24 protein-coding genes are annotated in these 11760 nt (G+C 56.3%); all 24 read right to left on the bottom strand.

The genetic code is table 11. The features are described from left to right. Positions 1 to 25 precede the first annotated feature (25 nt). The 24 genes from rplQ to rplB all read right to left on the bottom strand — a co-directional run bounded on the left by rplQ (position 26) and on the right by rplB (position 11760). Positions 26 to 412 carry a 50S ribosomal protein L17 gene (gene rplQ, locus PRJ_RS02450; RefSeq protein ID WP_003255451.1) on the bottom strand — a complete coding sequence of 129 codons (387 nt, stop codon included), beginning with the start codon at positions 410 to 412 and terminating at the stop codon, positions 26 to 28. 42 nt (positions 413 to 454) lie between these two features. Next, positions 455 to 1456 (bottom strand): DNA-directed RNA polymerase subunit alpha, encoded by a 1002-nt coding sequence (gene rpoA, locus PRJ_RS02445; protein ID WP_003255452.1) that lies wholly within the window; start codon positions 1454 to 1456, stop codon positions 455 to 457. Positions 1457 to 1478: 22 nt separating this feature from the next. Then, the gene (gene rpsD, locus PRJ_RS02440) at positions 1479 to 2099 is read right to left on the bottom strand and encodes a 30S ribosomal protein S4 (RefSeq protein WP_003255453.1); all 621 of its coding nucleotides are present in this window, start codon (positions 2097 to 2099) and stop codon (positions 1479 to 1481) included. 15 nt (positions 2100 to 2114) lie between these two features. Further along, positions 2115 to 2504, bottom strand: a complete 390-nt coding sequence (gene rpsK / locus PRJ_RS02435) for a 30S ribosomal protein S11 (RefSeq protein ID WP_003255454.1) — start codon at positions 2502 to 2504, stop codon at positions 2115 to 2117. Between the two features lie 18 nt (positions 2505 to 2522). Further along, complete coding sequence (gene rpsM, locus PRJ_RS02430; protein ID WP_003255457.1) at positions 2523 to 2879, bottom strand: 30S ribosomal protein S13; 357 nt, start codon at positions 2877 to 2879, stop codon at positions 2523 to 2525. Positions 2880 to 3010: 131 nt separating this feature from the next. Then, entirely contained in the window at positions 3011 to 3127 is a 117-nt protein-coding gene (gene rpmJ, locus PRJ_RS02425) for a 50S ribosomal protein L36 (RefSeq protein ID WP_002555468.1), read from the bottom strand. A 28-nt stretch (positions 3128 to 3155) separates the two neighbouring features. After that, positions 3156 to 4487: a preprotein translocase subunit SecY gene (gene secY / locus PRJ_RS02420; RefSeq protein ID WP_003257108.1), complete on the bottom strand. Its 1332-nt coding sequence runs from the start codon at positions 4485 to 4487 to the stop codon at positions 3156 to 3158. Then, the gene (gene rplO, locus PRJ_RS02415) at positions 4488 to 4922 is read right to left on the bottom strand and encodes a 50S ribosomal protein L15 (protein ID WP_003255461.1); all 435 of its coding nucleotides are present in this window, start codon (positions 4920 to 4922) and stop codon (positions 4488 to 4490) included. It lies immediately after the preceding gene. Between the two features lie 3 nt (positions 4923 to 4925). Continuing rightward, positions 4926 to 5102: a 50S ribosomal protein L30 gene (gene rpmD / locus PRJ_RS02410; protein ID WP_003255463.1), complete on the bottom strand. Its 177-nt coding sequence runs from the start codon at positions 5100 to 5102 to the stop codon at positions 4926 to 4928. Positions 5103 to 5104: 2 nt separating this feature from the next. Further along, positions 5105 to 5605: a 30S ribosomal protein S5 gene (rpsE, locus tag PRJ_RS02405; RefSeq protein ID WP_003255465.1), complete on the bottom strand. Its 501-nt coding sequence runs from the start codon at positions 5603 to 5605 to the stop codon at positions 5105 to 5107. 3 nt (positions 5606 to 5608) lie between these two features. Continuing rightward, a complete protein-coding gene (rplR, locus tag PRJ_RS02400; RefSeq protein WP_003255467.1) occupies positions 5609 to 5959 on the bottom strand; it encodes a 50S ribosomal protein L18 in 351 nt (116 codons plus the stop codon). A 10-nt stretch (positions 5960 to 5969) separates the two neighbouring features. Continuing rightward, positions 5970 to 6503, bottom strand: coding sequence for a 50S ribosomal protein L6 (gene rplF / locus PRJ_RS02395; RefSeq protein WP_003255469.1), 534 nt, complete (start codon positions 6501 to 6503; stop codon positions 5970 to 5972). 12 nt (positions 6504 to 6515) lie between these two features. Next, positions 6516 to 6908 (bottom strand): 30S ribosomal protein S8, encoded by a 393-nt coding sequence (gene rpsH / locus PRJ_RS02390; RefSeq protein WP_003255471.1) that lies wholly within the window; start codon positions 6906 to 6908, stop codon positions 6516 to 6518. 208 nt (positions 6909 to 7116) lie between these two features. Continuing rightward, entirely contained in the window at positions 7117 to 7422 is a 306-nt protein-coding gene (gene rpsN / locus PRJ_RS02385; RefSeq protein WP_003255472.1) for a 30S ribosomal protein S14, read from the bottom strand. 13 nt (positions 7423 to 7435) lie between these two features. Further along, positions 7436 to 7975: a 50S ribosomal protein L5 gene (gene rplE / locus PRJ_RS02380; RefSeq protein ID WP_003255474.1), complete on the bottom strand. Its 540-nt coding sequence runs from the start codon at positions 7973 to 7975 to the stop codon at positions 7436 to 7438. Positions 7976 to 7995: 20 nt separating this feature from the next. Beyond that, positions 7996 to 8310 (bottom strand): 50S ribosomal protein L24, encoded by a 315-nt coding sequence (gene rplX, locus PRJ_RS02375; RefSeq protein WP_003255476.1) that lies wholly within the window; start codon positions 8308 to 8310, stop codon positions 7996 to 7998. An 11-nt stretch (positions 8311 to 8321) separates the two neighbouring features. After that, positions 8322 to 8690 carry a 50S ribosomal protein L14 gene (gene rplN, locus PRJ_RS02370; protein WP_002555479.1) on the bottom strand — a complete coding sequence of 123 codons (369 nt, stop codon included), beginning with the start codon at positions 8688 to 8690 and terminating at the stop codon, positions 8322 to 8324. Positions 8691 to 8713: 23 nt separating this feature from the next. Further along, a complete protein-coding gene (gene rpsQ, locus PRJ_RS02365) occupies positions 8714 to 8980 on the bottom strand; it encodes a 30S ribosomal protein S17 (protein WP_003255478.1) in 267 nt (88 codons plus the stop codon). 2 nt (positions 8981 to 8982) lie between these two features. Then, the gene (rpmC, locus tag PRJ_RS02360) at positions 8983 to 9174 is read right to left on the bottom strand and encodes a 50S ribosomal protein L29 (protein WP_002555481.1); all 192 of its coding nucleotides are present in this window, start codon (positions 9172 to 9174) and stop codon (positions 8983 to 8985) included. Beyond that, on the bottom strand, positions 9174 to 9587 hold the full coding sequence (gene rplP / locus PRJ_RS02355; RefSeq protein WP_003255479.1) for a 50S ribosomal protein L16: 414 nt from the start codon (positions 9585 to 9587) through the stop codon (positions 9174 to 9176). The genes rpmC and rplP overlap by 1 nt, the downstream gene beginning before the upstream one ends. Before the next feature lie 12 nt (positions 9588 to 9599). Then, on the bottom strand, positions 9600 to 10286 hold the full coding sequence (gene rpsC, locus PRJ_RS02350) for a 30S ribosomal protein S3 (RefSeq protein ID WP_003255481.1): 687 nt from the start codon (positions 10284 to 10286) through the stop codon (positions 9600 to 9602). Positions 10287 to 10299: 13 nt separating this feature from the next. Continuing rightward, positions 10300 to 10632, bottom strand: a complete 333-nt coding sequence (rplV, locus tag PRJ_RS02345; RefSeq protein WP_003103908.1) for a 50S ribosomal protein L22 — start codon at positions 10630 to 10632, stop codon at positions 10300 to 10302. 11 nt (positions 10633 to 10643) lie between these two features. Beyond that, positions 10644 to 10919, bottom strand: coding sequence for a 30S ribosomal protein S19 (gene rpsS / locus PRJ_RS02340; protein WP_003255482.1), 276 nt, complete (start codon positions 10917 to 10919; stop codon positions 10644 to 10646). Between the two features lie 16 nt (positions 10920 to 10935). After that, positions 10936 to 11760, bottom strand: a complete 825-nt coding sequence (gene rplB, locus PRJ_RS02335) for a 50S ribosomal protein L2 (RefSeq protein ID WP_003255483.1) — start codon at positions 11758 to 11760, stop codon at positions 10936 to 10938.

Raw genomic sequence — 11760 nt, 5'->3', positions numbered from 1 at the left:
GGTTTTCTGTAGCAGACAGAACGTCTTACTCAGCAGCTTCTACAGCACCGCCGACCGGACGATCAACCAGCTCGACGTACGCCATAGGCGCGTTGTCGCCAGCGCGGAAACCGCACTTCAGGATGCGCAGGTAGCCGCCCTGACGGGTGGCGTAACGCTTGCCCAGGTCGTTGAACAGTTTGCCAACAGCGGACTTCGAACGGGTACGGTCGAAGGCCAGACGACGGTTAGCAACGCTGTCTTCCTTGGCCAGGGTGATCAGCGGCTCGGCAACGCGGCGCAGTTCCTTGGCTTTCGGCAGGGTGGTTTTGATCAGCTCGTGCTCGATCAGCGACACTGCCATGTTCTGGAACATAGCCTTGCGGTGAGAGCTGGTACGGCTCAGGTGACGTCCACTTTTACGATGACGCATGATTCATTCCTTACCAAACACTACGTTCGGTGATTACGACGATCAGGCGGTCGCCTTGTCGTCTTTCTTAAGACTTGCAGGCGGCCAGTTGTCGAGGCGCATGCCGAGAGACAGACCACGAGAGGCCAGAACGTCCTTGATTTCAGTCAGGGACTTCTTACCCAGGTTAGGAGTCTTCAACAGCTCTACTTCGGTACGCTGAATCAGGTCGCCGATGTAGTAGATGTTCTCCGCCTTGAGGCAGTTGGCCGAACGTACAGTCAGTTCCAGGTCGTCAACCGGACGCAGCAGGATCGGATCGATCTCGTCTTCCTGCTCGACTACGACAGGCTCGCTGTCACCTTTGAGGTCGACGAACGCGGCCAACTGCTGTTGCAGAATGGTCGCAGCGCGGCGGATAGCCTCTTCAGGATCCAGGGTGCCGTTGGTTTCCAGATCAATGACCAGTTTGTCCAGGTTGGTACGCTGTTCAACACGGGCGTTCTCGACCACATAGGCGATACGACGCACCGGGCTGAAGGAGGCGTCCAACTGCAGACGGCCAATGCTACGGCTTTCGTCTTCGTCGGTTTGACGGGAGTCGGCCGGCTCGTAACCACGACCACGAGCTACAGTGAGCTTCATGTTCAGAGCGCCGTTCGACGCCAGGTTCGCGATTACGTGATCGGGGTTGACGATCTCGACATCGTGATCCAGCTGAATATCGGCAGCGGTAACCACCCCCGAACCCTTTTTCGACAAGGTCAGCGTAACTTCGTCACGACCATGCAGTTTGATAGCGAGACCTTTCAGGTTCAACAGGATTTCAATTACGTCTTCCTGAACACCTTCGATCGCGGAGTACTCATGGAGTACGCCATCGATCTCGGCCTCGACTACTGCACAGCCAGGCATGGAGGACAACAGGATGCGGCGCAGCGCGTTGCCCAGGGTATGGCCGAAACCACGCTCGAGAGGCTCGAGCGTAATTTTGGCGCGGGTCGGACTGACTACCTGCACATCAATGTGGCGGGGAGTCAGGAACTCATTTACCGAAATCTGCATGGATGCACCTATTTTCTAGCCCTTACTTGGAGTAGAGCTCGACAATCAGGTTTTCGTTGATGTCGGCAGACAGGTCGCTGCGAGCAGGAACGTTCTTGAAAACGCCCGACTTTTTAGCAGCATCCACGTCAACCCACTCAACGCGGCCACGCTGGGCGCACAGTTCAAGGGCTTGAACAATGCGCAACTGGCCCAGCGATTTCTCGCGGACTGCGACCACGTCACCCGGACGAACTTGGTAGGATGGAATGTTTACAGTCTTACCGTTGACGCTGATCGCTTTGTGCGAAACCAGCTGACGGGACTCGGAACGAGTCGAGCCGAAGCCCATACGGTAAACGACGTTATCCAGACGGCACTCGAGCAGTTGCAGCAGGTTCTCACCGGTTGCGCCTTTTTTCGAGGCAGCAGCTTGGTAGTAACCGCGGAACTGACGCTCCAGAACACCGTAGATACGACGGACTTTTTGTTTCTCACGCAGCTGGGTGCCGTAGTCGGACTGACGGCCACGGCGCTGGCCGTGGATACCTGGGGCTGCTTCGATATTGCACTTCGATTCCAGAGCGCGAACGCCGCTCTTCAGGAACAGATCAGTGCCTTCACGACGAGACAGTTTGCATTTTGGACCAATGTAACGTGCCATTCTTCTGTCTCCTGATTACACGCGACGCTTCTTCGGCGGACGGCACCCGTTGTGCGGGATTGGCGTCACGTCGGTGATGCTGGCGATCTTGTAGCCGCAGCTGTTCAATGCACGAACGGCGGACTCACGACCTGGACCTGGACCCTTGACGTTAACGTCGAGGTTCTTCAGACCGTATTCCAGCGCAGCTTGACCAGCACGCTCAGCAGCGATCTGAGCTGCGAACGGGGTGGATTTGCGCGAACCACGGAAACCCGAACCACCGGAGGTCGCCCAGGACAAAGCATTGCCCTGACGGTCGGTGATGGTCACGATGGTGTTGTTGAAAGAGGCATGGATGTGGGCGATGCCATCAACCACTGTCTTTTTGACTTTCTTACGAGGACGAGCAGCAGGTTTTGCCATGTCTATATTCCTGGGCGATTACTTGCGGATCGGCTTACGCGGGCCCTTACGGGTGCGTGCGTTGGTCTTGGTGCGCTGACCGCGAACCGGCAGACCTTTACGATGACGCAGGCCGCGGTAGCAACCCAGGTCCATCAAGCGCTTGATCTTCATGTTGATGTCACGACGCAGGTCACCTTCGGTGGTGAACTTCGCGACTTCGCCACGCAGGGTTTCGATTTGCTCGTCGCTCAGATCCTTGATCTTAGCGGCTGGGTTTACACCAGCGTCTGCACAAATCTTCTGTGCAGTTGTGCGACCGACACCATAGATGTAGGTCAGCGAGATAACAGTATGCTTGTTATCTGGAATGTTGACGCCTGCAATACGGGCCATTCAGTGGGACTCCAATTGACAGCTACCTACGCCCCGGAAGCCAAGAAATAGGGCGCGAGATAATATCGCTGTAGAAACGAATAATCAACCCAGCAGCACACTAGCTGCTGGGTTTGAAGCGCAGATCACACTCAGCCTTGGCGCTGTTTGTGACGCGGTTCCGCGCTGCAGATCACTCGTACGACGCCTTCGCGACGGATGATCTTGCAGTTACGGCACAGCTTTTTCACCGATGCACGAACTTTCATTACCGACTCCTCGAACCTTAGGGGCGTATCAGCGCAGCAAACCGCTGCCACCGTAGCCTTTCAGGTTGGCTTTCTTCATCAGGGATTCGTACTGGTGCGAAACGAGGTGCGATTGTACTTGGGACATGAAGTCCATCACAACCACTACCACAATCAGCAACGAGGTCCCGCCAAGGTAGAACGGCACATTTGCTGCCACCACCAGGAACTGGGGCAGAAGGCAGACGGCCATCATGTAAAGAGCACCGAACATGGTCAAACGGGTCAGAACGCCATCAATGTAGCGTGCCGACTGCTCACCAGGACGGATACCCGGAATAAAGGCACCGGACTTCTTCAGGTTTTCCGCTACGTCTTTCGGGTTGAACATCAACGCTGTGTAGAAGAAGCAGAAGAAAATGATCCCTGCACTAAACAGCAGAATGTTCAACGGCTGACCAGGAGCGATCGACTGCGAGATGTCCTGCAGCCAGCCCATACCTTCGGACTGACCAAACCAGGCACCCAGCGAAGCCGGGAACAGCAGAATGCTGCTCGCGAAAATAGCCGGGATAACCCCCGCCATGTTCACTTTCAGCGGCAAGTGGCTAGTCTGCGCAGCGAAGACCTTACGGCCCTGCTGACGCTTGGCGTAATGAACGGCGATACGACGCTGACCACGCTCAATGAACACCACAAAACCGATAATCGCTACTGCCAGCAGACCGATGGCGACCAGGGCGAAAATGTTGATATCGCCTGTGCGTGCAGACTCGAAAGACTGCCCGATTGCTCTCGGAAGACCGGCAACGATACCCGCGAAAATCAACATCGAGATACCGTTGCCCACACCGCGCTCGGTGATCTGCTCGCCCAGCCACATCATGAACATCGCGCCTGCCACGAAAGTGGAAACAGCGACGACATGGAAGCCCAGGCCTACAGAAAACGCCACGCCCTGGTTGGCCAGGCCAATGGACATGCCAATGGCTTGGACCAGTGCCAGGATAACGGTGCCGTAGCGGGTGTACTGGCTGATCTTGCGACGGCCAGCTTCACCTTCCTTCTTCAACTGCTCCAGTTGCGGGCTGACCGCCGTCATCAACTGCATGATGATCGATGCCGAAATGTACGGCATGATCCCCAGTGCAAAGATGCTCATGCGCTCGAGCGCGCCACCGGAAAACATGTTGAACAAGCTAAGAATGGTCCCCTCATTCTGCCGAAACAGATCCGCCAGACGGTCCGGATTGATGCCGGGAACCGGGATATGCGCACCTATCCGATAGACGATGATCGCCATGAACAGAAAGCGCAGACGAGCCCAGAGTTCCGACATCCCGCCCTTACCGAGCGAAGAGAGAGCACCTTGCTTAGCCATTTATTCCTCGAATTTGCCGCCAGCTGCTTCGATAGCCGCACGCGCACCCTTGGTGGCTGCGATACCCTTGATGGTGACTGCGCGAGTAACTTCGCCAGACAGCATGATTTTCACACGCTGAATGTGCTGGTTGATCACGTTGGCATCCTTCAGGGATTGCACGGAGATCACGTCGCCTTCCACTTTGGCCAGCTCGGACAGACGCACTTCAGCGCGGTCCATGGCTTTCAGGGAAACGAAGCCGAACTTCGGCAGGCGACGGTGCAGCGGCTGTTGACCGCCTTCGAAGCCAGGAGCGATCGAACCACCCGAACGGGAAGTCTGACCTTTGTGGCCACGGCCGCCGGTCTTACCCAGACCGCTACCGATACCACGACCTGGACGATGCTTCTCGCGACGGGAACCCGGCGCTGGACTCAGATCATTGAGTTTCATCGATTAGCCCTCGACCTTCAGCATGTAGTAAGCCTTGTTGATCATCCCGCGGTTCTCGGGAGTATCCTGGACTTCTACAGTGTGACCGATGCGACGCAGACCCAGGCCTTTAACACACAGCTTGTGGTTAGGCAGACGGCCCGAGACGCTCTTGATCAGCGTTACTTTTACGGTTGCCATGATCAGAAGATCTCCTCGACGCTCTTGCCACGCTTGGCGGCAATGGATTCAGGAGATTGCATGGCTTTCAGACCCTTGAAGGTGGCGTAAACCACGTTCACTGGGTTGGTCGAACCGTAGCACTTGGCCAGAACGTTCTGAACACCAGCAACTTCCAGGACAGCACGCATTGCGCCACCGGCGATGATACCGGTACCTTCCGAGGCAGGCTGCATGTAAACCTTCGAGGCGCCGTGGGCAGCCTTGGTGGCGTACTGCAGGGTGGTGCCCTTCAGGTCAACCTGGATCATGTTGCGGCGAGCAGCTTCCATGGCTTTCTGGATCGCGGCTGGTACTTCGCGCGACTTGCCACGGCCGAAGCCAACACGACCTTTACCATCACCAACCACGGTCAGCGCGGTGAAGGTGAAGATACGGCCGCCTTTTACGGTTTTGGCAACGCGGTTAACTTGAACCAGCTTCTCGATGTAGCCTTCGTCGCGCTTTTGATCGTTATTTGCCATAACTTAGAACTCCAGCCCGCCTTCACGAGCAGCATCAGCCAGCGCTTTGACGCGGCCATGGTACTTGAAGCCGGAACGGTCAAAGGCAACTTGAGATACACCGGCGGCTTTCGCACGCTCAGCTACCAGCTTGCCAACCTTAGTGGCCGCGTCGATGTTGCCAGTGGCGCCATCACGCAGGTCTTTGTCCAAGGTCGAGGCGCTTGCCAGAACCTTGCTGCCGTCGGCCGAAATGACCTGGGCGTAGATGTGCTGCGAGGAGCGGAACACGCACAGGCGCACGACTTCGAGTTCGTGCATCTTGAGACGTGCTTTGCGAGCGCGACGCAGTCGAATAACTTTTTTGTCGGTCATTTACTAGGCCCTACTTCTTCTTGGCTTCTTTACGACGGACTACTTCGTCCGCGTAACGCACACCTTTACCTTTGTAAGGCTCTGGCGGACGGAAGTCGCGGATTTCAGCGGCCACCTGACCTACCAGCTGCTTGTCGATACCCTTGATCAGGATGTCGGTCTGGCTAGGTGTTTCAGCGGTGATACCGGCTGGCAGTTCGTAGTCCACTGGGTGAGAGAAGCCCAGGGCCAGGTTCAGGACGGTGCCTTTAGCCTGTGCCTTGTAACCAACACCGACCAGCTGGAGCTTGCGCTCGAAGCCTTGGCTTACGCCTTGGACCATGTTGTTGACCAGAGCGCGGGTGGTACCGGCCATGGCACGAGCTTGCTGGTCACCATTGCGAGCGACGAAACGCAGCTCACCAGACTCTTCGGTAACTTCAACAGACGAGTGAACGTTCAGTTCGAGAGTACCTTTGGCACCCTTCACCGAAAGCTGCTGACCGGCGAATTTGACTTCGACACCGGATGGCAGCTTAACGGGGTTCTTAGCGACGCGAGACATGTCTATCCCCCCTTAGAACACTGTGCACAGAACTTCGCCGCCGACACCGGCAGCGCGCGCAGCGCGATCAGTCATCACACCTTTGTTGGTGGAGACGATAGACACGCCCAGACCGCCACGTACTTTCGGCAGATCGGTGACGGCCTTGTACTGGCGCAGGCCTGGACGGCTGGAGCGCTTCAGTTCCTCGATGACCGGACGGCCTTCGAAGTACTTCAGTTCGATCGACAGGGAAGGCTTGGCCTCACCAGTTACCTGGTAGCCAGCGATGTAACCTTCGTCCTTCAGAACTTTGGCAACCGCGACCTTCAGGGTAGAGGAAGGCATGCTTACGACGGACTTTTCAGCCATCTGGGCATTACGGATGCGAGTTAGCATGTCCGCTAACGGGTCCTGCATACTCATGGGCTAGATGCTCCTGATACAAGAATTATTAGCCTTGCGGCTATGACAACCACCCGAACGGTTTGGGCAAAAACCCAGGCTCAGGTGAGCCGGTCATTCTAGACACAAGGCAGAAACGAAACAAGCCCCATATAGGGGCTTGTTTGTTGGCAAGGTCACCGGCGGTCGGAAGATTGCTCCCCTTCCACCCGTGCCTTGCCTGCAGCGATTACCAGGAGGCCTTGACCAGACCTGGTACGTCACCGCGCATTGCAGCTTGACGCAGCATGTTACGGCCCAGGCCGAACTTACGGTATACACCGTGAGGACGACCGGTCAGGCGGCAACGGTTGCGCAGGCGCGAGGCACTAGCGTCGCGTGGCTGCTTCTGCAGAGCGACAACGGCAGCGAAACGCTCTTCTGGAGAGGCGTTCAGGTTGACGATGGTCGCTTTCAGCTCAGCACGCTTCTTAGCGAACTTTGCTACCGTGAGCTGACGCTTCAGCTCGCGGTTTTTCATGCTCTTCTTGGCCATTTTCCTACTCCAATCAGTTGCGGAACGGGAACTTGAAAGCACGCAGCAGAGCGCGGCCTTCGTCGTCCGAACGAGCAGTGGTGGTCAGGGTGATGTCCAAACCGCGCAGAGCATCGATCTTGTCGTAGTCGATTTCCGGGAAGATGATCTGCTCTTTCACGCCCATGCTGTAGTTGCCACGACCATCGAAGGACTTGGCATTCAGGCCGCGGAAGTCGCGAACCCGAGGCAGGGAGATCGCCAGCAGGCGGTCCAGGAATTCGTACATCTTGTCGCTACGCAGGGTCACCTTGACGCCGATCGGCCAGCCTTCGCGGACTTTGAAGCCAGCGATGGATTTGCGAGCGAAAGTCACGACCGGCTTTTGACCGGTGATCTTTTCCAGGTCGGCAACAGCGTGCTCGATGACTTTCTTGTCGCCGATCGCTTCGCCCAGACCCATGTTCAGGGTGATCTTGGTAACGCGCGGAACTTCCATCACGTTCGACAGCTTAAGTTCTTCCTTAAGCTTAGGAGCGATTTCGTTCCGGTAAATCTCTTTCAGTCGTGCCATGGTCTTCTACCTAGCAGTGTTCAAGCATCAACCGCTTTTTGGGTCGACTTGAAGACACGAATTTTTTTACCGTCTTCTACTTTGAAACCAACGCGGTCAGCCTTGTTGGTTTCACCGTTGAAGATGGCAACGTTGGAAGCGTGCAGAGGCGCTTCTTTCTCGACGATACCGCCCTGTACGCCCGCCATCGGGTTAGGCTTGGTATGACGCTTGACCAGGTTCACGCCACCGATAACCAGACGGTCATCAGCCAGAACCTTCAGCACCTTACCGCGCTTACCTTTGTCTTTGCCGGCGATCACGATGATCTCGTCGTCACGACGAATCTTTTGCATGTCGGATCTCCTTACAGCACTTCAGGGGCGAGCGAGACGATCTTCATGAACTTCTCAGTACGAAGTTCACGGGTCACTGGCCCGAAGATGCGAGTGCCGATCGGCTCTTGCTTGTTGTTCAGCAGAACAGCAGCGTTGCCGTCGAAACGAATGATGGAACCGTCAGCGCGACGAACACCGTGACGGGTACGTACGACGACAGCGGTCATCACTTGGCCTTTTTTGACCTTACCGCGCGGAATTGCTTCCTTGACGGTTACTTTGATGATGTCACCGATACCGGCGTAACGGCGGTGCGAACCGCCGAGTACCTTGATGCACATGACGCGACGAGCGCCGCTGTTATCGGCCACATCGAGCATGGATTGAGTCTGAATCATAAAATTTCTCCGACCCTTAGCCCTTAGACTTCAACAGCGCGTTCGAGGACTTCAACCAGTGCCCAGGACTTGGTCTTGGCCAGCGGACGGGTTTCACGGATGGAAACCTTGTCGCCGATCTTGCACTGGTTGGCTTCGTCGTGCGCGTGCAGCTTAGTCGAACGCTTAACGTATTTACCGTAGATCGGGTGCTTTACGCGACGCTCGATCAGAACGGTGATGGTCTTGTCCATTTTGTCGCTGACGACACGGCCAGTCAGCGTACGGACGGTTTTTTCAGCTTCAGCCATGATCACTTACCTGCCTGCTGGTTGAGCACAGTTTTCACGCGAGCGATGTCACGCTTAACTTGCGAGAGCAGGTGCGACTGCCCCAACTGGCCAGTTGCTTTCTGCATACGCAGATTGAACTGGTCGCGCAGCAAGCCGAGCAGTTGCTCGTTCAGTTGCTGTGCCGATTTTTCACGAAGTTCATTCGCTTTCATCACATCACCGTCCGCTTAACAAAGGAGGTGGCGAGAGGCAGCTTTGCAGCAGCCAGGGCGAAAGCTTCGCGCGCCAGCTCTTCAGAAACACCCTCGATCTCGTACAGGACTTTGCCTGGCTGAATCTGGGCAACCCAGTATTCCACGGAGCCCTTACCTTTACCCATACGAACCTCAAGAGGTTTTTTGGAGATCGGCTTGTCCGGGAACACACGGATCCAGATCTTACCGCCACGCTTAACGTGACGGGTCAGCGCACGACGTGCGGACTCGATCTGGCGAGCGGTGAGGCGACCGCGAGCAACAGCTTTCAGGGCGAATTCGCCGAAGCTGACTTTGCTACCGCGCAGTGCCAGACCACGGTTGTGGCCAGTCATCTGCTTGCGGAATTTTGTACGCTTTGGTTGCAACATTTGGCGTACCCCTTACTTAGCAGCTTTTTTACGAGGCGCTGGTGCTTGTGGTTTCAGTTCTTCTTGGCGACCACCAATAACTTCGCCTTTGAAGATCCAAACCTTCACACCGATCACACCGTAAGTGGTGTGAGCTTCGTAGGTGTTGTAGTCGATATCGGCACGCAGGGTGTGCAGAGGCACACGACCTTCGCGATACCACTCGGTACGAGCAATCTCAGCACCGCCGAGACGACCGCTCACCTGGATCTTGATGCCCTTGGCACCAATACGCATGGCGTTCTGTACCGCGCGCTTCATGGCACGACGGAACATTACACGGCGTTCCAGCTGCTGAGCTACGCTCTGCGCAACCAGCATAGCGTCGAGTTCCGGCTTGCGGATCTCTTCGATGTTGATGTGCACAGGCACACCCATCTGCTTGGTCAGGTCCTGACGCAGCTTCTCGACATCTTCACCTTTCTTACCGATAACGATACCGGGACGAGCGGTGTGGATGGTGATGCGTGCAGTTTGAGCCGGACGATGAATATCGATACGGCTTACGGACGCGCTTTTTAGTTTGTCTTGGAGGTACTCACGCGTTTTCAGATCCTTCAACAGGTAATCTGCGTAAGTAGCACCGTCTGCGTACCAGACGGAGGTGTGCTCCTTGACGATTCCCAGGCGAATGCCAGTGGGATGTACTTTCTGACCCATCTGATCGACTCCGTTACTTGTCCGCAACCTTGACAGTGATATGGCAAGACCGCTTGACGATGCGATCAGCACGGCCTTTGGCACGTGGCATGATGCGCTTCAGCGAACGCCCTTCGTTGACGAAGACGGTGGAGACCTTCAGGTCATCAACGTCTGCGCCTTCGTTGTGTTCGGCGTTGGCTACGGCCGACTCGAGGACTTTCTTCATGATTTCAGCGGCTTTTTTGCTGCTGAAGGCCAACAGGTTGAGCGCTTCGCCCACCTTCTTCCCGCGGATCTGGTCGGCGACCAAGCGGGCTTTCTGGGCGGAGATGCGAGCGCCCGACAACTTAGCGGCTACTTCCATTTCCTTACCCCTTAACGCTTGGCTTTCTTGTCAGCCACGTGCCCGCGATAGGTGCGGGTACCGGCGAACTCGCCCAGTTTGTGGCCGACCATGTCTTCGTTCACGAGAACTGGAACATGCTGGCGACCGTTGTGAACCGCGATGGTCAGACCGACCATTTGTGGCAGGATCATCGAACGGCGCGACCAGGTTTTAACTGGCTTGCGATCGTTCTTCTCCACCGCCACTTCGACCTTCTTCAACAGGTGAAGATCGATAAAAGGACCTTTTTTCAGAGAACGTGGCACTGTCGTATCCCTCTAGTTACTTGCGACGACGGACGATCATGTTGTCGGTACGCTTATTACCACGGGTTTTAGCACCCTTGGTTGGGAAGCCCCATGGCGATACCGGATGACGACCACCGGAGGTACGACCTTCACCACCACCGTGTGGGTGGTCAACCGGGTTCATGGCAACACCACGAACGGTTGGGCGAACGCCGCGCCAGCGTTTGGCACCAGCTTTACCCAGCGAACGCAGGCTGTGCTCGGAGTTCGAGACTTCGCCCAGGGTCGCACGGCACTCAGCCAGGACTTTACGCATTTCACCAGAGCGCAGACGCAGGGTCACGTAGACACCTTCGCGAGCGATCAGCTGAGCCGAAGCACCAGCGGAACGAGCGATCTGAGCACCTTTACCCGGCTTCAGTTCGATGCCGTGAATGGTGCTACCTACTGGAATGTTGCGCAGCTGCAGGGAGTTACCGGCCTTGATTGGGGCCAGGGCACCTGCGATCAGCTGGTCGCCAGCGCTCACGCCTTTAGGCGCGATGATGTAGCGACGCTCACCGTCTGCGTAGCACAGCAGGGCGATGTGAGCAGTACGGTTTGGATCGTATTCGATACGCTCGACAGTGGCTGGAATGCCATCTTTGTCGTTGCGACGGAAGTCGACCAGACGGTAATGCTGCTTGTGACCACCACCAACGTGACGAGTGGTAATGCGGCCATTGTTGTTACGACCACCAGACTTCGATTTTTTCTCGATCAGCGGTGCGTGAGGAGCGCCTTTGTGCAGCTCCTTGTTGACCACCTTGACCACGAAACGGCGGCCAGGGGAAGTCGGTTTGCATTTAACGATTGCCAT

Origin of the sequence: Pseudomonas sp. XWY-1 (genome assembly GCF_002953115.1) — a bacterium.
Lineage (GTDB): Bacteria > Pseudomonadota > Gammaproteobacteria > Pseudomonadales > Pseudomonadaceae > Aquipseudomonas > Aquipseudomonas alloputida.
The sequence above is the reverse complement of the archived record's forward strand: the minus strand, read 5'-3'. Positions and strand labels throughout refer to the sequence as shown.

What these genes read in the sequence shown, in the direction of transcription:
- rplQ (WP_003255451.1), bottom strand. Translation starts at nt 412, where the DNA reads ATGCGTCATCGTAAAAGTGGACGTCACCTGAGCCGTACCAGCTCTCAC.
- rpoA (WP_003255452.1), bottom strand. Translation starts at nt 1,456, where the DNA reads ATGCAGATTTCGGTAAATGAGTTCCTGACTCCCCGCCACATTGATGTG.
- rpsD (WP_003255453.1), bottom strand. Translation starts at nt 2,099, where the DNA reads ATGGCACGTTACATTGGTCCAAAATGCAAACTGTCTCGTCGTGAAGGC.
- rpsK (WP_003255454.1), bottom strand. Translation starts at nt 2,504, where the DNA reads ATGGCAAAACCTGCTGCTCGTCCTCGTAAGAAAGTCAAAAAGACAGTG.
- rpsM (WP_003255457.1), bottom strand. Translation starts at nt 2,879, where the DNA reads ATGGCCCGTATTGCAGGCGTCAACATTCCAGATAACAAGCATACTGTT.
- rpmJ (WP_002555468.1), bottom strand. Translation starts at nt 3,127, where the DNA reads ATGAAAGTTCGTGCATCGGTGAAAAAGCTGTGCCGTAACTGCAAGATC.
- secY (WP_003257108.1), bottom strand. Translation starts at nt 4,487, where the DNA reads ATGGCTAAGCAAGGTGCTCTCTCTTCGCTCGGTAAGGGCGGGATGTCG.
- rplO (WP_003255461.1), bottom strand. Translation starts at nt 4,922, where the DNA reads ATGAAACTCAATGATCTGAGTCCAGCGCCGGGTTCCCGTCGCGAGAAG.
- rpmD (WP_003255463.1), bottom strand. Translation starts at nt 5,102, where the DNA reads ATGGCAACCGTAAAAGTAACGCTGATCAAGAGCGTCTCGGGCCGTCTG.
- rpsE (WP_003255465.1), bottom strand. Translation starts at nt 5,605, where the DNA reads ATGGCAAATAACGATCAAAAGCGCGACGAAGGCTACATCGAGAAGCTG.
- rplR (WP_003255467.1), bottom strand. Translation starts at nt 5,959, where the DNA reads ATGACCGACAAAAAAGTTATTCGACTGCGTCGCGCTCGCAAAGCACGT.
- rplF (WP_003255469.1), bottom strand. Translation starts at nt 6,503, where the DNA reads ATGTCTCGCGTCGCTAAGAACCCCGTTAAGCTGCCATCCGGTGTCGAA.
- rpsH (WP_003255471.1), bottom strand. Translation starts at nt 6,908, where the DNA reads ATGAGTATGCAGGACCCGTTAGCGGACATGCTAACTCGCATCCGTAAT.
- rpsN (WP_003255472.1), bottom strand. Translation starts at nt 7,422, where the DNA reads ATGGCCAAGAAGAGCATGAAAAACCGCGAGCTGAAGCGTCAGCTCACG.
- rplE (WP_003255474.1), bottom strand. Translation starts at nt 7,975, where the DNA reads ATGGCACGACTGAAAGAGATTTACCGGAACGAAATCGCTCCTAAGCTT.
- rplX (WP_003255476.1), bottom strand. Translation starts at nt 8,310, where the DNA reads ATGCAAAAGATTCGTCGTGACGACGAGATCATCGTGATCGCCGGCAAA.
- rplN (WP_002555479.1), bottom strand. Translation starts at nt 8,690, where the DNA reads ATGATTCAGACTCAATCCATGCTCGATGTGGCCGATAACAGCGGCGCT.
- rpsQ (WP_003255478.1), bottom strand. Translation starts at nt 8,980, where the DNA reads ATGGCTGAAGCTGAAAAAACCGTCCGTACGCTGACTGGCCGTGTCGTC.
- rpmC (WP_002555481.1), bottom strand. Translation starts at nt 9,174, where the DNA reads ATGAAAGCGAATGAACTTCGTGAAAAATCGGCACAGCAACTGAACGAG.
- rplP (WP_003255479.1), bottom strand. Translation starts at nt 9,587, where the DNA reads ATGTTGCAACCAAAGCGTACAAAATTCCGCAAGCAGATGACTGGCCAC.
- rpsC (WP_003255481.1), bottom strand. Translation starts at nt 10,286, where the DNA reads ATGGGTCAGAAAGTACATCCCACTGGCATTCGCCTGGGAATCGTCAAG.
- rplV (WP_003103908.1), bottom strand. Translation starts at nt 10,632, where the DNA reads ATGGAAGTAGCCGCTAAGTTGTCGGGCGCTCGCATCTCCGCCCAGAAA.
- rplB (WP_003255483.1), bottom strand. Translation starts at nt 11,760, where the DNA reads ATGGCAATCGTTAAATGCAAACCGACTTCCCCTGGCCGCCGTTTCGTG.